Here is a 22657-nt window from a genome sequence, read left to right on the forward strand (position 1 = left end):
CATTGTCAGGTGTGTCCACACCACAGGGGTCACCTCACCCCACCACCAACCCCCACCGGGTAACAGCCCGTCACCTGCACACCAGCCACACCGAACCGGGCAACCGGATCGACGGGGTGCGCCTGTACTACCCGGGCGGCGACGTCGAACACGTCACCCCGCAGGTACGCGCTGACGTTCACGCCGCCATCACCATCAGCCTGGAGCGGGACTGGCCTCCCTATATCCAGGGCCTCATCGACCGCGGCGCCCTCCAGACCCGGTAGTCACACAGCGACGGGCTCCTGTGACTGGGCGAGCTAGGTGACACCAAGGTGGGTCGGTGAGCTGGCACCGAGCGTGGACTTGAGCGCGGTACCTGTCACTGTTTGGGCATTCCAGTTGTCACCACCTGGGGATTTTCGCTCTAGTTGTCACCAACTTCGCTGGACCGGGGCTGCGACGGTGATCTCCGTGATGCGGCTTCTGGGGGTGGGCTCCTTTTTGGGGCGCGGAGGAGATACGCGCGAAAGGGGACACTTCGTGACGCTGCGCTAAGACCTGTTGCAGTGTGCTATGGGCAATGTGGCTGACCGTAGTTGGCCTGTGGAGAGAGATACGCCGGTAACTGACTCGCCGGAAGCAACTTTCGCGCCGAAACCCACGTCTGCCAGTGGGAACGGGACCGAACCCCACCGACCCATACATGAACGGAGCTTTCGGTGCTCATAGGACTGCTCACCGCCGTGGCAGCATCGATCTGTTACGGCACGGGCTCCGTCCTTCAGGCCGTCGGATCACAGAAGTCAGCCCGCCGGGAGGCCGCCGAGGGCAGCGTGACCCAGCACGGTGGCCCGAGCCTGTCGTCCACTGCGAAGGCGGCGATGACCTGGGAGTTCATCGTCGGGACCATCCTGGACTTCGTCGGCTTCGGGCTCGGCGCACTGGCGGCGCGCCTCCTGCCGCTGTTCCTGTCGCAGACCGTGATCAGCGCCAACTTGGTGATCACGGCGGTGCTGAGCATCAAGCTCCTCGGCATCCGGCTCAACCGCGCCGAGCGGACCTCGATTGCTGTGGTCTGCTCCGCGCTGGTGCTTCTGGCGACGGCGGCGGGCCCGGAAGGCAGCGGCGACACCCCGATCTCCACGCACTGGTGGCTGCTGGGGATCTCGCTGCTCCTGATCGTGGGCGGCACCGTGGTCGTACGCCTACTGGGGGTGCGCGCCGCGATCCTGGCCGGCCTGCTGTCCGGACTGGGCTTCGGCGCCCTCGGTGTCGGGGTCCGTGTGCTGAACGGCATCGACCCTTTCGACCCGGGAGCGCTGCTCTGCGACCCGGCGCTCTACGCGATCCTGGTGGCAGGCATCGGCGGCATGTACCTGCACACGGTCGCCCTGCAGATCGGCTCGGTCAACGGCGCCACCGCCGCGCTGGTCGTCGGCGAGACCGTCCTGCCGGGCATCATCGGCGTGCTGTGGCTCGGCGATGCCTCCCGTCCCGGCTTCGCCTGGGCGGCGATCACCGGGTTCGTGCTCGCCGTATCGGGCGCGGTGGCAGTAGCCTGGTACGGGTCCCCGAAAGGGCACGGCAGCGGCCCTGCGGCGGCGCCCGTGACACCCGCCAAGGACGCCCGGACGTCCGCGGGGGTCTGACCCGGCACCAGATGCGCCGAATTTCCAACGCTTGGCTGCCGTACGGGAGCCATCGTTTGCGACACAACTCCCCCACACGCAAGCCTGGTTGAGATCCGACATCCTGTGGCCAAGAGAGCGGTTCAACGTGTGGAGTCTGGTGGCCAAACCGACGACTCGCCTGCGCATTGTCTCTTCCGTCCGGCATCGTTGCTACCTGTGCCGGGCCACGATGTTTGGCACTAATCGGGTTGTGTGACCTGGGGCTCCCAACAGCCTGGCCAAGCTAGTTGGCACCGTCTGGCCAAAATTCTTGGCATCTGTAATGAATTGCCACGTTTGTTGGCTCCGGCGCCATGGTTCAGCGCGGCAGCGAGGCCGGCGCGCATGGGGTTGCAACGGCGACAGTCCCGTCGCTTGGTTCCTTGCCGCTTTCACGTGACCTTCGGCGATTTCTACAGACCATCCAGTCGCCTGGTCACTGTGTCGAGTGTCGGCCAAGGCGGACCCTCGCGCAGCAAGCGCAGGAATTCCTCTCCGAATCGCCTCCCATTCGGAAACTGATCGCCAAGCTCCCAACGCCACGCGGCGACCATCGCGATAACGAGCTGCCGACACTCGTCCAGCAGACCTTGGTCAACGCTTGGGTAGTGCTCGCAGACCGCCTCGGGAACATGGGCGAGATCGAACTCGACGGGGCCGCGGCAGCACGTCTCAAGGTCGATGAACAACGGGCCGTTCTTCGTGCTGAGCACATTGCCTGGATGCGGCTCGCCGTGGAGCAGCTGCTCCACGGCGCCGCGGTCGTCGATCGCTCGTCGCAGGCTTGCCAGCCTGCCGCTGAGGAACACGCGGTCCGCGTCGGTGAGCTCCGGCGAGCGATCCGGGTCGGCGACAACTTCTTCCGCCTCCGTGACCCGGTCCGTGAACCTCGGGCTCGGCACATCGACCTCGCGCATGCCGGCGTGCAGCTGCTCCAGCGCCTTGGCATAGTCGACTGGCGAGGTGTGAGGTGTCACGGGCTCGTAGTAGGTCCACAGCGTCACTGCGAAGCCATCGCACGTGTACACACGCTGGTCCGCCCGAGGCTCCAAGGGACACACCGGGGATCCGACCCCGGTGAGCGGCTGAGCGAGATCGACTTCGAACTGTGCAACCTCTTGTCCCACAGGGGCGACCCGGGCAAAGACGTCGCATGGCGTCAGCCGCAGTGCCAGCTTGTTCGAGTTGTGGAGAACGATTGCATCGTTGGCTGGCAGGTCGAGCGATGCGGCGACCGAAGTCGCAGCCGCGATCGCACGCGTGACGTCGGTCATATCCACCCTCGAATCTTGGCATAGATGAGCGAGGGCGATGCCAACCAGCGTGGCCAGGTGCCAACTATCGTGGCTCGGCACAACTACCTAGTGCCGCATCAAGCAACGTTCGCCCCTTCGGCTGACGGTGTCAGCTCGTGCTGAGCGGCGCGGTTTTCTCGGCGTCGAGCTGATGGTCGGCCCAGACGTAGCTTTCGGGCAGCAAGTCAGTGATCAGGACGGTTCGGATGCGGTCGCCCTCGCCGACGATGACCTTCAGGACAGGGAAGTAGTCGAGAAGGACCTGGCGACACCGGCCGCACGGGGGAACAACCCCTCGGTCGCGGTCACCCACGGCGACGATGGTGTCCAGCTCGTAGGCGCCCTGGGCGGCTGCCGCGCCGATGAGGACCAACTCGGCGCAGGGTCCTCCGGTGAAGTGGTAGGCGTTCACCGCGGTGACGATCCGGCCGTCCCGGGCGCGGGCTGCGGCTGCCATGGTGTGGTTGTCGCCCCGGCAGCGTGTGCGAGCGACGTGGGCTGCGGCCTGGATGAGTTCGTGGTCGACGGGGTGGGTCTGCGTGGTCATCTTCTCTGCCTTCGTCGGATGTCAGGCGACGTTGGCCCCCATGACGATGGCGCGCAAGCGAATATCGGCGCTGTGCTTGTTCCGCCAGATGATATAGCGGCGGATCATGCTGCCCTGCTCCTTGTGGCTGGCATGGTCGGTGCCGTCAAGGGTGAAGTAGCGCAGGGCGGTGAACTGGGCCTCGATGCGGTTCAGCCAGGAGCTGTTGGTCGGTGTGTAGGCGAACTCGGCATTGTTTGCCGCGGCCCAGTCGCCGACCCGGGTGTCCTTCTTCGTGGTCAGGTGCGGGGAGAAGTTGTCGAGCACGATCGCGATACGGATCTCGGGCGGGTAGAGGCTGCGCGGATAGCGGCAGAACTCCAAGAACCTCGTCCTGTTCTTCTTCGGCTTGATGTGCCCGTAGAGCTTGTCCTTGCCCAGGTCCAAGGCTGCGAACAGGTGCCGGACCCCGTGTCGGCGGGTGTAGGTCGCCCGCCGGCGGGGCCTGGGCTCGCGGTCGGGGTCCTTGTGCCGTCCACCGCGCTCGGCCCATTGCCGCCCGGGGTGGGGCTGGAGGTTGAGCGGACCGAACTCGTCGAGACATAAGACGACGTCGGGTTCGCCGTTCTCGGGTATGACCTCGCCATCGGCGATCGCGTAGAGATGCTCGACGCGGGCCTTCTTGGCTGCATAGTCCGGGTCGCGGGAGGCCTTCCAGGTCTTTATGCGTTGAAAGGACACGCCCTCCTCGAGCAGGATGCGCAGGCCCTCGTGGCTGATGTCGTCGACCACCCCCTCGGCGACCAGGAAGTCGGCCAGCTTGGCCAGGCTCCAGGTCGAAAACGGCAGGCCGTGCTCGGCCGGCTTGGACTTGGCGATCTTCTTGATCTCGCGGCGCTCGGGCAGGGTGAACGTCCTCGGCCGGCCACCTCTGTACTTCGGGTAGAGCGACTCGAAGCCGTCGGCGTAGAAGTTGTGGATCACGTCCCGGACCCGGTCCGCGCTGGTGAACGTCACCTCGGCGGTCTTTGCCACGGGCATGCCCTGCGCGGACAGCAGCACCGTCTGGGCCCGCCGCCACGTCACCACTGACCCCGTGCCTCTGCGGATGATCCGCAACAGGCGCTGTCCCTCGTCATCATCGATCTCGCGGACGCGTACTCGTTCTGTCACCCGGACAGCCTGGCGACACCGCGCCGCCCGAACCAGCATCCGAACGGCTCACATCACTACGGGGCAAAGGTTGTCTGATGCGGTATTAGGTGGTCGGCTCCGGAAGTCCTTCGGGGGGTTGGCGTCCATCGGGCCAGGCGCTCCAGATGGGCACCGACTTCGGTGGGCAGCGGTGCCGGCTACCCGGTGGCGAGCTCACGCAGGCGACCATGCGTTGCCTGCAGGCCACGGATGCCGGCGGTGAGCTCGTCGTCGATCTCGCGCTGCGGCGTTCACCCGTCCACCGGGGAGCATTTGGTACGCCCGGAGTTGCGCGCGCATCCGCGTGCCACGTTGAGCGGTGCCCAGCTGGTCGAGGCGATCGAGACGGCCGCCGGGCGCGAGCCGCTCGACCTGTTCGAGGAGCGGCGTGAGACGGCGCAGCTCCAGGCGCTCCTGAAGGCCCGGGCGGACAACCCGAGCTGCCCGAAGGACCCCTACGACTACAACGGCGACGGGGTCGTGGACACGACCTGCACGGGCGGCAAGCGCGTGAACGGGCTCTACGGCTTCGACATCGTCAACGCCCCGAGGGCGGTCAAGTAGCTGCGCCGATCAACTTGTTGATCCTCCGCACGCGTCATACCACCCGCACCTCCTATCAACTGGAGACCTCTATGACAGCGCCGCGCACGCGCTCCCATCGCCTCGTCGCCCTTCCGCTGGGGATGGCCATGGCGACCACCCTCGCCTTCCTGCCCAACGTCACGGCGTCGGCGGCCGAGGCGGCCCCGACGGCCACGACGGCCGACGCGACCTCCCTCAGCTACATCGTCAACGTCGCTACCGGACAAGGCCCGTCCACGACGGTGAAGAAGGCCATCGTCGACGCGGGCGGCACCATCGTGATCTCGTACGACCGGATCGGTGTGATCGTCGTCCACTCCTCGAACCCCGACTTCGCCCGGACCATCCGAAAGGTTCCGGGCGTGCAGTCGGCCGGCGCCACCCGCAACGCGCCCCTTGCCGCGCAGTCGACGACCGAGGTCGGCGCGACACGGATGCTCAGCGCCAAGGAGGTCGCGAGCGCTCGATCGGTCGAAGGCCAGGACCCCCTGGAGCCGTCGCAGTGGAACTTGAGCGCCATCAAGGCGGACAAGGCGCACGAGAAGACGCTCGGCAGCCGCGACGTCACGGTCGCCGTCATCGACACCGGCGTGGACGACACCCATCCCGACCTCGCCCCGAACTTCAACCGCGAGGCGTCCGTCAACTGCGCCTCGGGCAAGCCGAACACCGCGGACGGGGCCTGGCGGCCGGGCGCCTCGGAGGGCGCCGCCCACGGCACGCATGTCGCGGGTGAGATCGCGGCCGCCAAGAACGGCATCGGCATGACCGGCGTCGCGCCCGGCGTGCGGGTCGCCGGCATCAAGGTGTCCACCCCGGCGGACTACATCTACGCCGAGGCCGTGGTCTGCGGATTCGTCTGGGCGGCCGAGCACCACGTGGACGTCACCAACAACAGTTATTACACCGACCCCTGGCACTTCAACTGCCTCGACGACCCGGACCAGAGGGCGCTCGTCGACGCCATCACCCGGGCCTCGCAGTACGCGGAGCGTAAGGGCACGGTCAACGTCGCGGCCGCGGGCAACGAAAGCCACGACCTGGACGCGGACTCCATCACCGACCCCGCCTCCCCGAACGACGGCACGCCGGGCGACCGCGTGATCGACCCGCACCAGTGCTTGGACATACCGGCCCAGCTGCCCGGTGTGGTGACCGTGGCCGCGACCGGTGCGAAGGGCATCAAGTCGTCGTTCTCCAACTACGGTCTGCACGTCATAGACGTCGCCGCGCCCGGAGGAGACTTCCCCCTCTACCAGCCGCCGGCCGCACCGGCCATCGATGGTCGGATCCTCGGCACGATGCCCGGCGGCAAGTGGGCCTACACAATGGGCACGTCGATGGCGTCCCCGCACGTCGCGGGGGTGGCCGCCCTCATCAAGTCGACGCACCCGCACGCCACCGCCGGCCAGGTGAAGGCCCTGCTGTACTCCGAGGCCGACGCCACGCCGTGCACCGATCCGTACGACATCGACTCCGACGGCAAGATCGACGCCGTGTGCAAGGGGTCGAAGAACCACAACGGGTTCTACGGGCGGGGGATCGTGAACGCGTTGAACGCTGTGACGAAGTAAGCGGCTTCCGCGCGCAAGGGGCCGGGCCGTCGACTCTGTTGGTTCGCGTCGACCCCTTCGTGAGGCCCGTCGCCGTCAGGCGGAATTAGGCTGCGACCGTGCAGAACCAGCGTCTGACGCGTTCGACGAATGACCAACTGTCCGTCATCGGCAGCCTCATCGCACTGCCGTTCCCCGACCAGGAGGAACAGCAGAGGGACGGGGAGCGGTGGAGCGGCCCCGGATATCACCTGGCCGTGCTCCGGGAGAGCCAGGACTTCTGGGAGGACCGCAGTACGGAAACCGTCGAAGCGGCCGAGCAGGCGCTTGAAGGCGATCTCGCCGTGCTGGCTGTGGTTCTGACCAACCGTTGGGCCGAACCCGAGACCGTCGACCTGTGGCCGTACCTCGGCTTCGACAGTCCCGACCCCGACTTCGTGGCACCCGAGCCGTTGAACTTCCTGTGCGGCGTCGCAGGCAGCATGCAGGTCTGGCGACCTGCCGCTACCGGCCGATGGCTCGCTCTGACCATCGGCCAGGCCGATCCCGAGTTTCCGCTCCAATTGCTCGCCGCCTTCGGTGAGGCGTCCTCACTGCCCGGATGATCCGGCCGCGACGGGCGCTCTCGCGCCCGTCAGTACAGCAGGTCCAGCTCGGCGCGGACCGTCTTGCCCAGCGGCACCCGGTCCAGCACCGCCCACCGGTCGGCCAGGGCCTCGACGATGATCAGCCCGTTCCCGTTCCCGCTGCTGGAACCGGGCGGCGGCGCCCCCAGTTCCCCCGGCCCCGGCGGGCGCCGCTCGCCCCGCGTATCAGTTACCTCGATCCGCAGGACGCCGAGCACCTGTGTGTCGCCCGGTGCATGGGTCAGCCGCAACTCGAAGTCGCGGCCCGGCACCCGGCCGTGCGTGACTGCGTTCGCCGCAAGCTCGGCGACGATCGACGCCGCCGCCTCCGATGCGTCACTGCGGTACGGGATGCCCCAGTCGTGCAGCACGTGCAGTGCCAGATGACGGGCGAGCCTCGCTCCTCGCGGCGTCGAGCTGAAGCGTTGCGCGAACACACTTACGGTGAACGGCGGTTGGGGGTTGGTGAGTGCTTCCATGCGCCCACCGTGACGACCGGAACACCCATCGGACCAGCTCAGCAACTCGTACGCTGAGTCAACGTACGGGTGCGGAGGGTGGACAGTACGCGTAACGTTCCGTGACCATGAGCGAGTTGCGGACCGGGGCAGGCACAGGGCACGGGAGGTGGCCGGACATGACGGACGGTGTCGGCGGAACGGCTGGAGCGACGGGCGCGAACGGGGAGCCTGAGCCCTCCGACAGCCTGAAGGCGTTCGGGGAGGTCGTCAAGGTCTTCCGGAAGCGAGCACTGCTGACACAGGAGCAGTTCGCGCCGAAGGTCCGGTACTCGGTGCCCACGGTCGCCTCGATCGAGCAGGGGCGACGGTTTCCGCCGCCTGCGTTCGTCGACCGTGCGGAGGACGTCCTGGACGCGTTCGGGGTCATCGAGGCTGCGGCCAAGCACTTGTCGCGGCGGCCGGGATTGGCGAGTTGGTTCCGTCAGTGGGCGCAGATGGAAACGGAGGCGCTGAGCCTGCACACGTACGAATGCCGTTTGATTCCAGGCCTGTTACAGACGGAGGCGTACGCGCGCGCATCGTTCGCTGACCAGCTTCCCCCATTGTGCGACGAGCAAATCGAGGCCCAGCTTGCAGCACGAATGGAGCGGCAATGCCTGCTTCGGGATCGACCGAACACCAACTACAGCTTCATCCTCGAAGAACATCTCTTCCTGCGACACACAGGTGGGCGAGCCGTCACCTTGGAGCTCATCGACCATGTACTTGACCTGTCTCAGCTGCGAAACATCGAGATCCAGGTAATGCCGCAGGTACGCGAACGCCATGCGGGACTGCACGGCCCCATGCAACTGCTGGAAACACCGGAAAACAAGTGGTTCGGCTACGGCGAAGGGCAGGAGCATGGCCACTTCATGTCCGACCCAAAGGTCGTCAGCACGCTCCAGATGCGGTATGCCAGGATGCGTTCACAGGCTCACTCCCTCGAATACTCCGTGGGCCTGTTGCAGCGGATGCGAGGAGCGGTATGAGCACCACAGACCTGGCCTGGTTCAAGAGCAGCTACAGCAGCCCCTCAGGCGACTCCTGCGTAGAAGTCGCCATGTCCTGGCACAAGTCCACCTACAGCGGCGGCTCCGGCGACTCCTGCGTAGAGGTCGCCACCTGCCCCACCACCGTCCACGTCCGGGACTCCAAGGTCGAGCAGGGTCCGCAGCTCGCGCTCTCCCCCGCCGCCTGGACCGGCTTCGTCGCCTACGCCGTGAGCGACTGACCGGGCGCGGACGGACACGGCAACGTGCCGCGCACCGGATCAACTCCGGTGCGCGGCAAGGCGGCTATTACATGTCAGGCGTCAGGACAGCGCCAGCTCGGTGACGCTGCGAGCCTCCAGTACCCACGTCGCGCCCAGGCCGCCTCCCTTGACCCGTGCCTCGCCGTCGCCCTTGAGGACGCCGATGCGCTTGCCCGACAGGGCGATCTGGATGGTGTGGGTGTACTCGTGGACCCACCTGGCGCCGAGGCCGCCCTCCTTCACATAGGCGTCGCCCCTGTCCGTCAGGACGCCGATGCGATTGCCGGACAGTTCGAGCTGGATGCCGTCGTTGTGCTCCCGCACCCACTTCGCGCCGAGACCGCCCTCCTTCACCCAGGCGACGCCGTCACTCGTGAGGACACCGATGCGGTTGCCCGCCAGGTCGAGGCCGATGACGTTGCCGGATTCCTTGACCCACCTCGCGCTGAGGCCGCCCTCCTTCACCCACACGGCTCCGTCGCCCGTCACGACGCCGATCCGGTTGCCCGAGAGCTCCAGTTCCTTGACCTTCACGGATTCGTGGACCCACGAGGCGCGGAGGCCGCCCTCCTTCACGTACGCGTCACCGTTGTCCTTCAGGACGCCGATGCGGTTGCCGGCGAGCGCGATCTGCTTGACGTCGTCGGACTCGCGGACCCACCTCGCGCCGAGGCCGCCCTCCTTCACCCAAGCGGTGCCGTCACCGGTGAGAACGCCAATGCGCTTGCCGGACAGGACGACCTGCTTGATGCCGCCGGACCCCTTGACCCACCTGGCGCCGAGACCGCCCTCCTTCACGTACGCGTCACCGTTGGCGCGCAGAACGCCGATGCGGTTGCCACCGTTGCCCGAGACCGTGCCCGGCACAGCGTTGGCCGCGGCCGCACCGGTGAGGCCGGCCAGGGCCAGGACGGCGGCGACCGCGGAGAGTGTCTTGAGATTCATCCGTGCAACTCCTTCACGTAGAGCGACCCTTGGGACCGGAGATGCGGTGCCCGCAGGGGATTCATCAATCCGAAGACGACCAACGACCCGAAGGACGGGGCGTGCGTAGGCCATTGGAGTGATGAAGAGGCACCGAACGGACTTTTGTCGCGTGCGGTCCCGTTGGGCCGAACACCTCCGTCGGGGTCGCCCGCGTGACCTTCCGGCAGGGTGCGTACGGGGGCGGCGCGCCTTGATAGCGTCGCTCCCGCGATTGCGGACCGCTCCCCGCCGGGGTCGTCGCTGCGCCCGGACGGCCTGCCCTCGACGGGTGGCCGTCGGAGCGAGCGTGCTGACGGTACGGGGACGTTCGCGGCAAGGACGAAAAGGGCCTACGCATGAGCCTCGCGCAGTTGCATTACACCTCTGCCTCTGCCTCTGCGGGGGACGACGGGGACGGCGACGGGGGCGGTGCACGCTTCACTGCGGTCAGCGCGGGCATACCCACGCCGGTGCTGGCCGAGGCCGAGCAGCTCCTCGGCTACGAGCCACCGGCTGCCGCCCCGTACCACCCGACTGTTGATGAACTCCGGTCGTTTCCGGAGGCGTTCAGCTTCAGCGCGCTGTCCGACGGCAGTCATCTGCTGAGCCGTACGGTGGCGCTCGGCGGCCCCGGCGCGGGCCGTTTCCACGCGCACGCGGTGCATCTTCCGGCCGGTACCCGGCTGCCGGGCGACGCGCTGCCGGTCACGGCCTGGCGGTCGCCGAACTGGGCGTCCACCCCACCGGACGGCGGAGTGCCCGGCCGCATGGCCCACCTGCCCGCCTCCGCCGCCTTCGGGCCGGAGGCGCTCAACGACTTCGCGGTCTCCCGGAGCCCCTGGCTGGCGGCGGTCTTCGCCGATCTGCGCCGGGTGAGCGAGGAACCGTCGTCGGCGCGCGTGGTGCTCGTGGAACGGCAGAGCGCCGATGTGGCCCGGTGGATCGCCCTGGCCGCTGCCGTGCTCCCGCCGGAGACCGCGCAACGGCTGACCTTCACGACGTACACCCGCCGTCCGGCACAGTCCCCGCACCAGGTCGTCGGGGTGCTGCCGGACGACGTGCCCAGAACGGCCGGCCCCGACAGCGGGCTGCGGGTGCACGACTGCACCGGTCCGCGTCCGGAGGGGCCGGTGGCCGACGCCTGGGCCGAGACCTGCGCCCGGATCTGGCGGAGCCGGTCTCCGGAACTGTTCCGGATGGCGGCGGAGCTGCCCGGCGACCCCTTCGCCGCCGGACCGCTCGCCGTGACGGCCCTGTGCTCGGGCGTCGAGCTCGGCCCCGACGGGCGGGCCGCGGCAGCCGCCTGGGCCGCCGAGCGGCCGTACGCGCTGGACGAGGAGCGGACACGGCGGCTGACCGATGCGCTGACCGCTCCCGGCATCGACCGCACGACCCCTGAACTCGCCTGTGTGTCACGGTTGTTGACTGCTCTCGACGGTCGGTCCCCGGCCGCCACGACCACGTCGCTCGCGGCTCTGCTGGTGACGGAGGCAGTGCGCGGTGGTGATGTCGCACTCGAACCGCCCGCGCGCTCGGCCTTCGCCGGGCCGGCCGGGGAGCGGGCCGCCGCCGCGCTCGTCGCGGCCCTGGGCGAGGACCTGCGTACCGAACTCGCCACCGGTGCGGCCACCGCGTCCGCGTCGTCGGCCGCGCCCGGACCGGGTGTGGCCCGCACCGTGCAACTGCTGCGGATCGCGCGGCTGCTGGACGTGGACTGCGCGGCCCTGCTTCCCGACGTCGTACGCAGGATGGCCCGGTCGTTGTTGGACGAAGGGGCGGCCGGCTGCGCACCGGTGCTGCTCGACCTCCTGGACGAACAGTTCGATGTCCGTACGGCGTTGCTGGGCGAGCTGGACCGGATCACCCCGCACGACCCGGCGGGGACGGAGCGGCTGCTGACCGGGGTCGCCCTGCCGTTCACGGGAGCGCAGGCGCTGCCGCATCTGCGGATGTGCGCGGCGGCGCCGGACGCCAGGGCGGGCGGCGGCGACCGGGTGAAGGTGCTGCACACGGTGCTCCGCGCCGGTGGCATGTCACCTTTCACCGAACCGCTGGTACTGCGGACCGGGGTGGGTCTGGTGTGGGGCGAGGATCTGCCGACCGCGGGCGAGGCCCGGCTGCTGCTGGGCGGGACCACCTCCGACGCGCACCGTACGGCCGGTACGTGGTCCGTTCTCGTCGCGGCGGCACTCGGCGCCCCCGCGGACGACGAGGAGGCCCCCGAACTCGCCCATGACCTGCTGCGCGGCTTCCCGCAGGAGATCGACGCGCGGGCGCGCGGCGCCCTGCTGCTCCTGGAGTTCGCGCGGGAGCTGCGGTCGGGGGCGGCGGAGCCCGGCTGGGCGGCACGGGTCCGGAAGCTGTACGCCGGGGCGGAACCGGTGGAGCCGGGCGTACGCGACCAGGCGTTCGGCGCCCTGGCCCGGCAACTGCTCGCCCCGGACCGCCCCGAAGCGGAGCTGTACGCGTTCGTCCACAGCGACGACGCGGACCTCATCGCGGCCTACGGCAGGGCGGCCCGCCAGGAGACCGTCCTCGCCCGGCTGCGGGCCGAACCGGCTTATGCGGCCGACTGTTTCACCGTCTGGACCGTCCACCCGCACGCGGGCCGCGCGTGGACGCGGACCACCGCCTCCTTGCTGGAGGATGTGCTGCGTCCGGCGGTGGGTGCCTTGTCGTCCGCCGCGATCACCGCGGTGGAGGAGGCCGTCGAGCGGGCCGGCAGCAGACAGCGCGCCGAGGCGTTCAAGGCGTGGAACCGCCCCGGCGGCACCCTCGGCCGAATCGGCAAGCGGCTGGCGCGACGCGTCAGGCGGCCCTGACCGGGGCCGGCCTGCTCGTCGTGTGTCCCGTCCCGTTTCGAGTTCCGCCGAGCAGTACCGCGCTGGCCCCGACGGTCAGCAGCCCGCCCACGAGGAAGGCGCCGCGCACGCCGGCGAGCGGCAGGACCAGTGCCCCGAGCGCGGCGCCCGCCGCGATACCGGCGTTGTAGGCGGCTGAGTTGGCCGCGAGTGCGATGTCCGTGCGGCCCGGTGCGCAGCGCAGCATCTCGTTCTGAGTGGCCATGAACACCGGCCCGAGTGCGGCGCCCATCAGCATCAGGAACACCACCGCCGCCACCGGATCGGTGCCGGCCGCGTACAGGCCGAGCAGGCCCACCGCCTGCGTGGCCACGGCCGTGGTCAGCGTGGCGTGCGGGAAGCGGTCCAGCAGTGCCCCGGTGATGCTCACCCCGGCCAGACACGCGAGACCGAAAGCCATGAACAGGGCGCTGACCGCGCTCGGGGAGAACCCGCCCACGTCGCCCAGGAACTTCACGAGGTAGGTGTATCCCGCGAACGCCCCGGTGGCGGACAGGGCCCCGGCCACGAGGACGGTCCCGAACCGGCGGGCGTCGGGACGGGTTCCGTAGGCGGAGTGTCCTTCTTCCGGACGCGAGGTCGGCAGCAGGACGGCGATCGTCACGAGGGAGATGATTCCCAGACCCGCGAGCGCCGCGATCGGCACCGGCCAGTCGCTCCGCCGGCCCAGCCAGGTTCCGGCGGGTACACCGAGCACGAGGGCGAGCGAACCGGCGACGGACAGCGCCCCGAGCACCCGCCCACGGGCCTCGGGCGGGAACAGGCCCACCGCGACCGGCCCCATCACGGCCCAGAACAGCGCCTGGGCGAGCGCGGTCAGCAGCCGCGCCGCGAGCAGCAGCGAGTAGGAGGTGGACAGCGCCGCGACCAGACTGGACACCACGAGCGCGGCCAGCAGTCCCGTGAGCACATGACGCCGGGGTACGGCCCGTGTGACATGGGCCAGTGGCAGGGACGCCACGGCGACCGTCACGCCGTAACCGGTGACCAGGTAGCCGACCGCCGGCACGGACACCCGCAGGCCCTCGGAGATGAGTTCCAGGAGGCCGATCGGCAGGTTCTCCGCGGTGTTGAAGGTGAAGGCGGACAGCATCAGGGCCACGAGCACCGCCGGCCTGTGCCACAGAGCTGGTTGTGCGGTGCCCATACGCCTGTTCCTGTCCTCGCCCGTCGAAGCGGCTCGTCAGCCTGGCAGAGTCCGCACCGGCAGGCATGTGATTTTGCGCGGGAGTGACCGGTACCGTGTGACATATCGATGTGACATATCGATCTCGTGTGCTCCCGGCGGGCTGCGTGACACCCCCAGGAGGAACACATGACGACGAACCGCGGACGCAAGGACGTCATCCGGGACCGGATGGCCGCGACCGGCGAGTCGTACAACGTCGCCGCCCGCAATCTGAAGGCGATGAAGGACATGGGTGCCACGCGTGAGGCCGTCCTCACCCAGCGCTGGCGTCCCGCCGAATCGCTCGACGTGCCGTGCCCCTGCGGTGGTACGTGCGAACCCGGCGAGCGATGCGAGCGCTGTCACGCGCCGCACCGGCACGTGGCGCGCTACCCCGGGAGTGTCACGGACGTGGAGACCTGGGCGGACCGCTACGACTGCACGGGCTGCGCGTCCTCGTACATCCTGACCGTGGTCCTGCCCGGCCGGCCGTGGGGCGTCGCCGAGACGGTCGTCCGGGGCGGGTCCGCGGAGCCGGTCGTACGGGCCCGGGTCTTCCCGGGCGTCGCCCACCCGCTGCTGCGGCCGGAGAACCCCGAGGGCGAGGACGAGGGCTGACGCCCGGCGCCAGCCCTCGCTCAGGTCACGGCCGTAAGGACGTAGCCGTCAAGTCACGGCCGGTCAGGACGTGGCCGTCAGGTCACGGCCTCAGGTCGTGGCTGTCAGCCCTCGTCGGGCGTCAGCCGCAGCGAGATCGAGTTGATGCAGTACCGCTGGTCCGTCGGGGTCGGGTAGCCCTCACCCTCGAAGACATGGCCGAGGTGCGATCCGCAGCGGGAGCAGCGGACCTCCGTGCGGACCATGCCGTGGCTGCGGTCCTGGATCAGTTCGACCGCGTCCGTGTCCTTCGGGTCGTAGAAGGACGGCCAGCCGCAGTGGGACTCGAATTTGGTGTCGGAGCGGAACAGCTCCGCACCGCAGGCGCGGCAGGAGTAGACGCCCGTGGTCTTGGTGTCGGTGTATTCGCCGACGAAGGCGGGTTCCGTGCCGGCCTGGCGCAGGACCGCGTACTCGGCGGGGGTCAGCTCCGCCCGCCACTGCTCGTCCGGCTTCTCGATGTCGTACGACACGTCGCTCCCTCAGCTCGACAGGTGGTCCAGGATCTGCGGGCCGAGGTCCGTGACGTCGCCCGCGCCCATGGTGAGAACGAGGTCGCCGGGCTTCGCCATTCCCGCGATGGTCCCGGGGACCGCCGCCTTGTCGTGGACGGCGGTGACGTCGGCGCCCGCGGCCCTGGCGGCTTCGATGATCAGGTCGCTGGTGATGCCGGGGATCGGGTCCTCGCGGGCCGGGTAGATGTCCAGGACCACGGAGGCGTCGGCCAGCGCGAGGGCCTGGCCCATCTCGGTGCCGAGCTCCTGGGTGCGGGAGAAGAGGTGGGGCTGGAAGACGACCAGGAGGCGGGCGTCGGACGCGGCGCCGCGCATCGCTTCGAGGTCCGCGGCCATCTCGGTGGGGTGGTGCGCGTACGAGTCGATGACCTGCACGCCCGCCGCCTCGCCCTTGAGCTGGAGGCGGCGCTTGACCCCGGTGTACTTGCCGAGGGCCGAGGCGAGATTGTGGGCCGGGATGCCGAGGGCGACACCGGCGGCGAGCGCGGCGACCGCGTTGTGGGCGTAGTGGCGGCCGGGCACGGAGACCGTGAAGGTGAGGTACTTCCCGTTCAGGATGACCGTGACCTCGCTGGTCAGGCCGCGCGGGGTGACCTTGTGGACGCGCACGTCGGCGGTCTCGGACTCACCGTAGGTGACCACCTTCACCGACGAGCGCGCACGCACCCGCTCGGTCAGCTCGACGGCGCCGGGCTGGTCGGCGGCGATCACCAGAGTGCCGCCGGGGACGATCTTGCCGGCGAACGTCTCGAAGGATTCGTAGATCTCGTCCATCGAGGCGTAGTTCGCGTGGTGGTCCAGCTCGACGTTGAGGACGATCGCGACCTCGGGGTCGTACTTCTGGAAGCTGCGGTCGCTCTCGTCCGCCTCGGCGACGAAGATCGCACCCTCGCCGTGGGCGGCGTTGGTACCCGGGCCCGCGAGGTCGCCGCCGATGGCGTACGAGGGGTCGAGGTTCAGTTCGGACAGAGCGACGGCCAGCATCGACGTGGTGGTCGTCTTGCCGTGCGTACCGGCCACCGCGATCGCGCGCGCCCCCTCCATCAGGGAGGCCAGCGCGTCGGAGCGGTGGACGACGGGGATCGACAGCTCTGCGGCGCGCACCAGCTCCGGGTTGTCGGGGCGGATGGCGCTGGAGACGACCACGCACGAGGCGTCGTCCGCCAGATGGGCGGCGGCGTGTCCGATGTGGACGGTCGCCCCCAGCGCGCGCAGCGCCTCGGCCGTACCCGACTCCTTGGCGTCGCTGCCCGCGACCTTCGCACCGCGCTGGGTGAGAATCTTCGCGATGCCCGACATTCCGGCGCCGCCGATGCCGATGAAATGCGGCCGTTCCATGGCGGCAGGAATACCGGATGCCATGCGTGTGTCTCCCCAAAAGTCGAAACGAGTCCCGTACAGCCTATTCGCTGTGCGCGAAGAGCTTGAGCACCGGGACGCCGACCTTGTGCCGGGCCCTGGACGCCCAGTCCCGGTGGAAGAACTCCTCCACGTAGTGCGGCGCGGTCAGCACGATGACCTCGTCCGCCTCCGCGTCGTCGACCACGGTCTTCAGCTTGTCCAGCGGATGCTCCTCGATCACCTGCCCGACCGCCTCGGAGCCTGCCTGCCGCAGCGCTTCGAGCGACACTTCGAGCGCCAGTTCGGCGGATTGCCGGGCATCCTTGCCCTCCGGCTCCTCGGCCTCGCGGGCGGCTTCCTTCAGTTCGCCCATTGCCAGGTCGTCGATGGCCCGCAACAGCACATCGGCCTGGTCACCGCGCGGCTGCATGAGCACGACGAAGGAGGTCTGCTCCTCCCCGTGCAGGGTGGTGACGAACTCGACGTCCTCGGAAGTGAGGGCCTTCTCGATCATCAAAACGCTGGTGAACACCACGGGCGCCCTTCTGCTCCAGTGACCGTCACCGGCCTCTGCTGAAACCATCCTTCCCCGTGCTCGCACGGGGTCTGCGAGAGTAATTGTGCCCGCCGGAAGCTAACCGGAACGGTAAATTCCACCGATTGTCAGATCCGACGGTATCGGGTGAAGAGGAACCCGGCCTCTTCCAGCAGCGATGCCAGGGCGAATCGTTCCGGCACGGCGACCGAGGGCCCCCCGGCGATCCGCTGCGCGTCGCCGGCGGTCAGCATCGGCGAGACCGTCAGACATAGCTCGTCCAGCACCCCGGCCGCCACGAACTGGCCCAGCATCCTGGGCCCGCCCTCGGTCAGCAGCCGCTTGAAACCGCGGTCCGCCAGCTCCCGTACGGCCCTGGCGGGGTCCACCCGGGAGCCCTCCCCCGCCATCACCACCTCGGCGCCCGCCTGCCGCGCCGCCACGATCCGGTCGGGAGGTGCTCCGACGCCGGTCAGCACGAGGGTCGGGACGAGGGGAGAGACGAAGAGCGGCAACGAGAAGTCCAGGTCCAGGCTGCCGCTCACCACGGCGATCGCCGGCGCGGGCCCCTGCCCGGCCGCGGCCCGGCGGGCGGCGAACGCCTCGCGCGCCCTGGCGGGCCGGTAGCCCTCCAGCCGTACCGTCTCCGCCCCCACCACGACCGCGTCGGCCAGCCCGCGCAGGGTGCCGAAGATCCGCATGTCGCTCGCGCAGGAGATCGGCTGCGAGCGGCCGTCGTGCTGGGCGGCGCCGTCGAGCGTCGAAACCATGTTGGCGCGCAGCCAGGGGCCGTCCTGCTCGGGGTACGCGTAGGCCTCGGCCAGATCGTCCAGGCTCCACTCCCCCTCGTCGTCAGCCGGTGTCGGGTCGGTCACAGGGAAGAGGCGTCGCATGTTCTGCAGTCTGGCACGGCGCTTAAGGTTGATGGTTGTGTCGTCCTCCACCGCCGTGCCTGGGCAGAGCCCCATAGCCGAAACGGCCCCGCTGTCCCTGTGCGCCCTCGAGCCGCGCGTCCCCGCCGACCGGCTGGTCGCCGAGATGGTGCCGCCGCCGCGCTTCGACTCCGTGCGCTTCGGTACGTACGTCCCGGACCCCAACCAGCCCAGCCAGACCGCGGCGGTCGAGGTCCTGAGCGGATTCGCGGCCGGGCTCGGCGGGGCGCATGCCACCGGTACCGGCAAGCGCAAATGGTTCAGCAAGAAGCCGGCGACGCCCGCGGGGCCCCTCGGGGTCTACCTCGACGGCGGCTACGGCGTCGGCAAGACGCACCTGCTGGCCTCGCTCTGGCACGCCACGCCCGCCGCGCCCTCGCTGAAGGCGTTCGGCACCTTCGTCGAGCTGACGAACCTGGTCGGTGCGCTGGGTTTCCAGCAGACCGTGCGGACGCTGAGCGGGCACCGGCTCCTGTGCATCGACGAGTTCGAACTGGACGACCCGGGTGACACGGTCCTGGTGTCGTCGCTGCTCAGCAGGCTGGTCGAGGCGGGGGTCGCGCTCGCCGCCACCTCGAACACGCTGCCCGGCAAGCTGGGCGAGGGCCGGTTCGCCGCCGCCGACTTCCTGCGGGAGATCCAGGGGCTGTCCGCGCACTTCCGTCCGCTGCGGATCGACGGCGAGGACTACCGCCACCGCGGGCTGCCCGAGGCGCCCGCGCCGTACTCCGACGAGCAGGTCACCAAGGCCGCGTACGCCACCGAGGGCGCGAGCCTGGACGACTTCCCCTCACTCCTCGACCACCTCGCCCGCGTCCATCCGAGCCGCTACGGCGCGCTGACCGACGGTCTGCGGGCGGTCTGCCTCACCGACGTGCAGCCGGTGCCGGACCAGTCGACCGCGCTGCGGCTCGTCGTCCTCGCCGACCGGCTGTACGACCGGGAGGTGCCGGTGCTCGCCTCCGGGGTGCCGTTCGACAGGCTGTTCAGCGACGAGATGCTGAACGGCGGGTACCGGAAGAAGTACTTCCGGGCGATCTCCCGGCTGACGGCGCTGGCGCGCGACGCGAAGGGTCTGGTGGCGCAGTAGGTTCGGGGGCGTACCACCCTTCGGGACGTACCACCCGAGGTGCCCCGGGGCGCCTCGTTTCTCCCGTATCAACCGCGCACACCGTTTGAAGGGATCCAGCATGGCTACCACGCGTCAGGCGCACACGGTCTGGGAAGGCAACCTGATCGAGGGCAAGGGCGTCGTCACCTTCGACTCCTCCGGCATCGGCGACTACGACGTCTCCTGGCCGTCCCGCGCGGAGAAGGCGAACGGAAAGACCAGTCCCGAGGAGCTCATCGCGGCGGCCCACTCCAGCTGCTTCTCGATGGCGCTGTCCAACGGCCTGGCCACCGCCGGTACCCCGCCGACCCGGCTGAACACCAAGGCCGAGGTCACTTTCCAGCCAGGTACCGGCATCACCGGTATTCATCTCACCGTCCAGGGCGAGGTGCCGGGTCTCGACGAGGCGGGCTTCCTCAAGGCCGCCGAGGACGCCAAGGCGAACTGCCCGGTCAGCCAGGCACTCACGGGCACGACGATCACGCTCACCGCGTCCCTGGCCTGACTCGGACGGGGCTCTCACGGGTACCTCACAGGCCCCTGCGGGCCCGTGACGCGCATGAGGCTCAGTGACCCGCATGGTTCCCGCGCGGCGATGCGCGTGGTACACACATGCGGGTCACTTCTCCTGTCCGCCAGCAGGGAGTTGCCTCATGTCATCAGCACTGTCACGACAACGCGCAACACGACGACAGGTCCTGGCCGGCAGCGGCGCGGCCGTTGCCTCGATCGCCTTCGCCGGGGCGTTCTCCGAACTCTTCGCGGGTACCGCCGCCGCCCGGGGACACAGCGGCTACGGCCCGCTCGTGCCCGACCCCGACGGTCTGCTCGACCTCCCGAAGGGCTTCCGCTACCGGGTCCTGTCCCGGGAGGGCGACCCGCTCCGCTCCGGCGAGGGCCAGGTCCCCAGCAATCATGACGGCATGGCCGCGTTCGCGGGCCGGCACGGCCACGTCCGGCTCGTCCGCAACCACGAGAACCGCGTCACCGCCAGGATTCCGGTGCCGGTCGTCGAGGGCCTCACCTACGACCCCATGGGCAAGGGCGGCTGTACGGCTCTGGAGCTGGACGGCCGCAACAACGTCCTCGGCGAACGTGTCGCCATCGCTGGTACGGCGGTGAACTGCGCGGGTGGCCGCACCCCTTGGAACACCTGGCTGACCTGTGAGGAGACCGAGGACAAGGCCGGTACCAACGGCTACACCAAGGACCACGGCTTCATCTTCGAGGTGGACGGCGCCGATCCGCACCGCACCGGAGCCGTGCCGCTCACCGCGATGGGCCGCTTCCAGCACGAGGCGATCGCGATCGATCCGAAGAACGGGATCGTGTACGAGACGGAGGACGCCTTCGACAAGCCGTTCGGGCTCTTCTATCGCTTCCTGCCGAACAAGCCGCTCGGCGGGACGGGCTCGCTGCGGGCCGGCGGTCATCTGGAGGCCATGCGGGTGCCGGGCGTCCCCGACCTCTCCGTGGTCCAGGAGACCGGTGCGAGCTTCGAAGGCATCGAGTGGGTCCCCGTACCGGATCCGCTGGCCACCGGGACCCCGATCAGGTTCCAGGACTTCGGCCCGAAGGGCATCACCCACGCGCAGAAGCTGGAGGGCTGCTACTGGGGCGGGTCGTCGGTCTACTTCGTCTCCAGCTTCGCGCACAGCTCGCAGGGTTCGGCGGCCGATCACTACGGCCAGGTGTGGCGGTACGAGCCGAAGCGGCGCCGCCTCACGCTGGTGATCGTCTTCGGCCCCGATACGGACGTCCAGCTGCCCGGCGAGTCCCCCGACAACATCTGTCTGGCCTCCGACGGGGGGCTGATGGTGTGCGAGGACGGCGACGGCGCGCAGCATGTGTTCGGCCTGACGCGGGGCGGCGAGGTGTACGCGATGGCGCGGGGCCGGCAGAACATCGGGACGCCCGAGGAGCCCTCGTGGGGCGAATTCGCAGGCGTCACGTTCTCCCCGGACGGCGGGACGATGTTCGTCAACTGCTATACGCCGGGGACCACGTTCGCGGTGACGGGTCCGTGGCGCTGAGGCATTGACGCACTGACGGACTCGTTGCGCTGAGGCGCTGAGCCGGTCGGGGGTAGCGGTATGTTTATCTACCTCCGACCGGAGTGCCGCCACTCGTCACGACCTGAGCGATCGACTACGTTCCGCAAGTGATCACCTCTGTACGAAGAATTACGGTAACTGCGGCGCTGAGTGCCGTGCTGGGCACTGTTCTGACCGGTTGCGGCATGCATAGCGCTGCGACAGGGCACGGCAGACCGGACGCCGGCGCCCACGCGACCGAGCACTCACCGGCACCGGCCTCGCCCCCGCCGTCCGCGAAGGCGGCTCCCGTGTCGTCGAAGCCGCCCGTCATGCCTCCCGGGCAGGACGGGCGGACACCCGTGTTCGAGCGGGGTCCGAAGAACACGACCGACAAGGTCGTCGCCCTCACCTTCGACGCCGACATGACGGCCGACGAGGGACCGCGCGCGGCGGCGGGCGAGCATTTCGACAATCCCGAACTGATCGCGCTGCTGCGCCGGTTGAAGGTTCCCGCGACAGTGTTCATGACGGGACGGTGGGCCGAGGAGTACCCGGCGCAGGCCCGGTCCATGGGCGCCGACCCGCTCTTCGAGATCGCCAACCACTCGTACAGCCACTACGCCTTCACATCCCCCTGCTACGGGCTGCCGACCGTGGCGAAGGGCGGGATGCGCGCCGAAGTGGAGCGTGCCTTCGCCGCGTTCCGCAAGGCCGGTGTGCGCCACGTGGTGCCGTACTTCCGCTTCCCCGGCGGCTGCTACGACGATGCGACGCTGCGCGCGCTCGCGCCCGAGCGGGTGACGGCGGTGCAGTGGGACGTGGTCAGCGGCGACGCGTTCGCCACGGATGCGGACGCGGTGGCGCGGCAGGTGCTGAACGGGGTGAAGCCGGGCTCGGTGGTCGTCATGCACTGCACCCGCAGCGCGGCGCCCGTCACGGACGAGGCGGTACGCAAGGTGGTCCCGGAGCTGCGCAGCCGCGGGTACCGCTTCGTGAAGGTCTCCGATCTCATGCGCACCCGACCGTCCTAGGGCCGCCTTGATCCGCCGACCCCGCTCCCTGATTCGTTCGGATCAGGCCTGATCCGGACTGATTCGGACCGATTCGGACTGATCCCGACGAAGGACCCTAGCCCGAGCACGCGGTGCGCTGGGCCTCCTGCCATTCGCAGACCGGGCAGAGCGTGATGCCCTTGACCGACTCCGGGTACTCGGTCGGCTTCCGGCACAGCACGCAGTCCGCGTACGGAGGTCCGGCGGCGGTCTCCGCGCCGGTGGGTGCGGGGGCCGCGGCGGACGTCCCACAGTACGTCTCGTCAGGGCGCTCGTCCGTCGGATCGTCCATGCGTA

General features: G+C 69.4%; 24 protein-coding genes. 13 read left to right on the forward strand and 11 right to left on the reverse strand.

Annotated elements, in window-relative coordinates; all coding sequences use genetic code 11:
- Positions 1–11 precede the first annotated feature (11 nt).
- Both ACFU8Q_RS06085 and ACFU8Q_RS06090 read left to right on the forward strand, forming a co-directional pair.
- Complete coding sequence (locus ACFU8Q_RS06085; protein ID WP_384448436.1) at positions 12–266, forward strand: hypothetical protein; 255 nt, start codon at positions 12–14, stop codon at positions 264–266.
- Between the two features lie 435 nt (positions 267–701).
- On the forward strand, positions 702–1631 hold the full coding sequence (locus ACFU8Q_RS06090; RefSeq protein ID WP_384448439.1) for a hypothetical protein: 930 nt from the start codon (positions 702–704) through the stop codon (positions 1629–1631).
- 434 nt (positions 1632–2065) lie between these two features.
- On the opposite strand, the gene ACFU8Q_RS06095 is transcribed toward ACFU8Q_RS06090, so the two are convergent.
- The 3 genes from ACFU8Q_RS06095 to ACFU8Q_RS06105 form a co-directional block, all read right to left on the reverse strand.
- Complete coding sequence (locus ACFU8Q_RS06095; protein ID WP_384448515.1) at positions 2066–2926, reverse strand: phosphotransferase family protein; 861 nt, start codon at positions 2924–2926, stop codon at positions 2066–2068.
- Between the two features lie 130 nt (positions 2927–3056).
- A complete protein-coding gene (locus ACFU8Q_RS06100) occupies positions 3057–3494 on the reverse strand; it encodes a cytidine deaminase family protein (protein ID WP_384448442.1) in 438 nt (145 codons plus the stop codon).
- Positions 3495–3515: 21 nt separating this feature from the next.
- Positions 3516–4646: an IS630 family transposase gene (locus ACFU8Q_RS06105; RefSeq protein ID WP_384448445.1), complete on the reverse strand. Its 1131-nt coding sequence runs from the start codon at positions 4644–4646 to the stop codon at positions 3516–3518.
- A 240-nt stretch (positions 4647–4886) separates the two neighbouring features.
- Between ACFU8Q_RS06105 and ACFU8Q_RS06110 the strand changes: the two genes are divergently transcribed.
- The 3 genes from ACFU8Q_RS06110 (at position 4887) to ACFU8Q_RS06120 (ending at position 7410) form a co-directional block, all read left to right on the forward strand.
- Positions 4887–5231, forward strand: a complete 345-nt coding sequence (locus tag ACFU8Q_RS06110) for a hypothetical protein (RefSeq protein WP_384448447.1) — start codon at positions 4887–4889, stop codon at positions 5229–5231.
- 71 nt (positions 5232–5302) lie between these two features.
- Positions 5303–6826, forward strand: a complete 1524-nt coding sequence (locus ACFU8Q_RS06115) for a S8 family serine peptidase (RefSeq protein ID WP_384448450.1) — start codon at positions 5303–5305, stop codon at positions 6824–6826.
- Positions 6827–6924: 98 nt separating this feature from the next.
- Complete coding sequence (locus tag ACFU8Q_RS06120) at positions 6925–7410, forward strand: hypothetical protein (protein ID WP_384448453.1); 486 nt, start codon at positions 6925–6927, stop codon at positions 7408–7410.
- A gap of 29 nt (positions 7411–7439) precedes the next feature.
- Here ACFU8Q_RS06120 and ACFU8Q_RS06125 read toward each other — a convergent pair whose 3' ends face one another.
- Complete coding sequence (locus tag ACFU8Q_RS06125) at positions 7440–7910, reverse strand: ATP-binding protein (protein WP_384448456.1); 471 nt, start codon at positions 7908–7910, stop codon at positions 7440–7442.
- A gap of 158 nt (positions 7911–8068) precedes the next feature.
- Between ACFU8Q_RS06125 and ACFU8Q_RS06130 the strand changes: the two genes are divergently transcribed.
- Both ACFU8Q_RS06130 and ACFU8Q_RS06135 read left to right on the forward strand, forming a co-directional pair.
- Positions 8069–8923 carry a Scr1 family TA system antitoxin-like transcriptional regulator gene (locus tag ACFU8Q_RS06130; RefSeq protein WP_384448459.1) on the forward strand — a complete coding sequence of 285 codons (855 nt, stop codon included), beginning with the start codon at positions 8069–8071 and terminating at the stop codon, positions 8921–8923.
- Positions 8920–9165, forward strand: a complete 246-nt coding sequence (locus tag ACFU8Q_RS06135; RefSeq protein WP_384448462.1) for a DUF397 domain-containing protein — start codon at positions 8920–8922, stop codon at positions 9163–9165. Before ACFU8Q_RS06130 ends, ACFU8Q_RS06135 begins: the two co-directional genes overlap by 4 nt.
- 81 nt (positions 9166–9246) lie before the next feature.
- Here ACFU8Q_RS06135 and ACFU8Q_RS06140 read toward each other — a convergent pair whose 3' ends face one another.
- The gene (locus ACFU8Q_RS06140; protein WP_384448465.1) at positions 9247–10131 is read right to left on the reverse strand and encodes a peptidase S1; all 885 of its coding nucleotides are present in this window, start codon (positions 10129–10131) and stop codon (positions 9247–9249) included.
- 377 nt (positions 10132–10508) lie between these two features.
- On the opposite strand from ACFU8Q_RS06140, the gene ACFU8Q_RS06145 reads away from it, so the two are divergent.
- Complete coding sequence (locus tag ACFU8Q_RS06145) at positions 10509–12974, forward strand: GTPase-associated protein 1-related protein (RefSeq protein ID WP_384448468.1); 2466 nt, start codon at positions 10509–10511, stop codon at positions 12972–12974.
- On the opposite strand, the gene ACFU8Q_RS06150 is transcribed toward ACFU8Q_RS06145, so the two are convergent.
- Entirely contained in the window at positions 12961–14160 is a 1200-nt protein-coding gene (locus tag ACFU8Q_RS06150; protein ID WP_384448471.1) for an MFS transporter, read from the reverse strand. The genes ACFU8Q_RS06145 and ACFU8Q_RS06150 overlap by 14 nt on opposite strands.
- 168 nt (positions 14161–14328) lie before the next feature.
- Between ACFU8Q_RS06150 and ACFU8Q_RS06155 the strand changes: the two genes are divergently transcribed.
- Positions 14329–14799, forward strand: coding sequence for a hypothetical protein (locus ACFU8Q_RS06155; protein ID WP_384448474.1), 471 nt, complete (start codon positions 14329–14331; stop codon positions 14797–14799).
- Between the two features lie 104 nt (positions 14800–14903).
- Here ACFU8Q_RS06155 and msrB read toward each other — a convergent pair whose 3' ends face one another.
- The 4 genes from msrB to ACFU8Q_RS06175 form a co-directional block, all read right to left on the reverse strand.
- A complete protein-coding gene (gene msrB / locus ACFU8Q_RS06160; RefSeq protein WP_383847424.1) occupies positions 14904–15311 on the reverse strand; it encodes a peptide-methionine (R)-S-oxide reductase MsrB in 408 nt (135 codons plus the stop codon).
- 9 nt (positions 15312–15320) lie between these two features.
- Positions 15321–16715 carry a UDP-N-acetylmuramate--L-alanine ligase gene (gene murC / locus ACFU8Q_RS06165; protein ID WP_384448477.1) on the reverse strand — a complete coding sequence of 465 codons (1395 nt, stop codon included), beginning with the start codon at positions 16713–16715 and terminating at the stop codon, positions 15321–15323.
- A 40-nt stretch (positions 16716–16755) separates the two neighbouring features.
- Complete coding sequence (locus ACFU8Q_RS06170; protein WP_384448518.1) at positions 16756–17208, reverse strand: indole-3-glycerol phosphate synthase; 453 nt, start codon at positions 17206–17208, stop codon at positions 16756–16758.
- Between the two features lie 149 nt (positions 17209–17357).
- A complete protein-coding gene (locus ACFU8Q_RS06175) occupies positions 17358–18122 on the reverse strand; it encodes a pyrimidine reductase family protein (protein ID WP_384448480.1) in 765 nt (254 codons plus the stop codon).
- Positions 18123–18159: 37 nt separating this feature from the next.
- Here ACFU8Q_RS06175 and zapE point away from each other — a divergent pair, with 37 nt between their 5' ends.
- The 4 genes from zapE to ACFU8Q_RS06195 all read left to right on the forward strand — a co-directional run bounded on the left by zapE (position 18160) and on the right by ACFU8Q_RS06195 (position 22339).
- Positions 18160–19251, forward strand: a complete 1092-nt coding sequence (gene zapE / locus ACFU8Q_RS06180) for a cell division protein ZapE (protein ID WP_384448483.1) — start codon at positions 18160–18162, stop codon at positions 19249–19251.
- 100 nt (positions 19252–19351) lie between these two features.
- The gene (locus ACFU8Q_RS06185; protein ID WP_384448485.1) at positions 19352–19777 is read left to right on the forward strand and encodes an OsmC family protein; all 426 of its coding nucleotides are present in this window, start codon (positions 19352–19354) and stop codon (positions 19775–19777) included.
- A gap of 148 nt (positions 19778–19925) precedes the next feature.
- A complete protein-coding gene (locus ACFU8Q_RS06190) occupies positions 19926–21305 on the forward strand; it encodes an alkaline phosphatase PhoX (RefSeq protein WP_384448488.1) in 1380 nt (459 codons plus the stop codon).
- Between the two features lie 206 nt (positions 21306–21511).
- Entirely contained in the window at positions 21512–22339 is an 828-nt protein-coding gene (locus ACFU8Q_RS06195) for a polysaccharide deacetylase family protein (RefSeq protein ID WP_384448491.1), read from the forward strand.
- A 97-nt stretch (positions 22340–22436) separates the two neighbouring features.
- Here the strand turns inward: ACFU8Q_RS06195 and ACFU8Q_RS06200 are convergent, their stop codons facing one another.
- Positions 22437–22652 (reverse strand): hypothetical protein, encoded by a 216-nt coding sequence (locus tag ACFU8Q_RS06200; protein ID WP_384448494.1) that lies wholly within the window; start codon positions 22650–22652, stop codon positions 22437–22439.
- Positions 22653–22657: the final 5 nt, after the last annotated feature.

The sequence above is a fragment of the Streptomyces sp. NPDC057543 genome (genome assembly GCF_042801895.1).
Lineage (GTDB): Bacteria > Actinomycetota > Actinomycetes > Streptomycetales > Streptomycetaceae > Streptomyces.

Coding starts and splice junctions, on each gene's coding strand:
- ACFU8Q_RS06155 (WP_384448474.1), top strand. CDS start 14,329: ATGACGACGAACCGCGGACGCAAGGACGTCATCCGGGACCGGATGGCC.
- ACFU8Q_RS06185 (WP_384448485.1), top strand. CDS start 19,352: ATGGCTACCACGCGTCAGGCGCACACGGTCTGGGAAGGCAACCTGATC.
- ACFU8Q_RS06200 (WP_384448494.1), bottom strand. CDS start 22,652: ATGGACGATCCGACGGACGAGCGCCCTGACGAGACGTACTGTGGGACG.
- murC (WP_384448477.1), bottom strand. CDS start 16,715: ATGGCATCCGGTATTCCTGCCGCCATGGAACGGCCGCATTTCATCGGC.
- ACFU8Q_RS06130 (WP_384448459.1), top strand. CDS start 8,069: ATGACGGACGGTGTCGGCGGAACGGCTGGAGCGACGGGCGCGAACGGG.
- ACFU8Q_RS06170 (WP_384448518.1), bottom strand. CDS start 17,208: ATGATCGAGAAGGCCCTCACTTCCGAGGACGTCGAGTTCGTCACCACC.
- ACFU8Q_RS06115 (WP_384448450.1), top strand. CDS start 5,303: ATGACAGCGCCGCGCACGCGCTCCCATCGCCTCGTCGCCCTTCCGCTG.
- ACFU8Q_RS06195 (WP_384448491.1), top strand. CDS start 21,512: ATGCATAGCGCTGCGACAGGGCACGGCAGACCGGACGCCGGCGCCCAC.
- ACFU8Q_RS06095 (WP_384448515.1), bottom strand. CDS start 2,926: ATGACCGACGTCACGCGTGCGATCGCGGCTGCGACTTCGGTCGCCGCA.
- ACFU8Q_RS06150 (WP_384448471.1), bottom strand. CDS start 14,160: ATGGGCACCGCACAACCAGCTCTGTGGCACAGGCCGGCGGTGCTCGTG.
- ACFU8Q_RS06145 (WP_384448468.1), top strand. CDS start 10,509: ATGAGCCTCGCGCAGTTGCATTACACCTCTGCCTCTGCCTCTGCGGGG.
- ACFU8Q_RS06140 (WP_384448465.1), bottom strand. CDS start 10,131: ATGAATCTCAAGACACTCTCCGCGGTCGCCGCCGTCCTGGCCCTGGCC.
- ACFU8Q_RS06175 (WP_384448480.1), bottom strand. CDS start 18,122: ATGCGACGCCTCTTCCCTGTGACCGACCCGACACCGGCTGACGACGAG.
- ACFU8Q_RS06100 (WP_384448442.1), bottom strand. CDS start 3,494: ATGACCACGCAGACCCACCCCGTCGACCACGAACTCATCCAGGCCGCA.
- ACFU8Q_RS06125 (WP_384448456.1), bottom strand. CDS start 7,910: ATGGAAGCACTCACCAACCCCCAACCGCCGTTCACCGTAAGTGTGTTC.
- ACFU8Q_RS06190 (WP_384448488.1), top strand. CDS start 19,926: ATGTCATCAGCACTGTCACGACAACGCGCAACACGACGACAGGTCCTG.
- ACFU8Q_RS06135 (WP_384448462.1), top strand. CDS start 8,920: ATGAGCACCACAGACCTGGCCTGGTTCAAGAGCAGCTACAGCAGCCCC.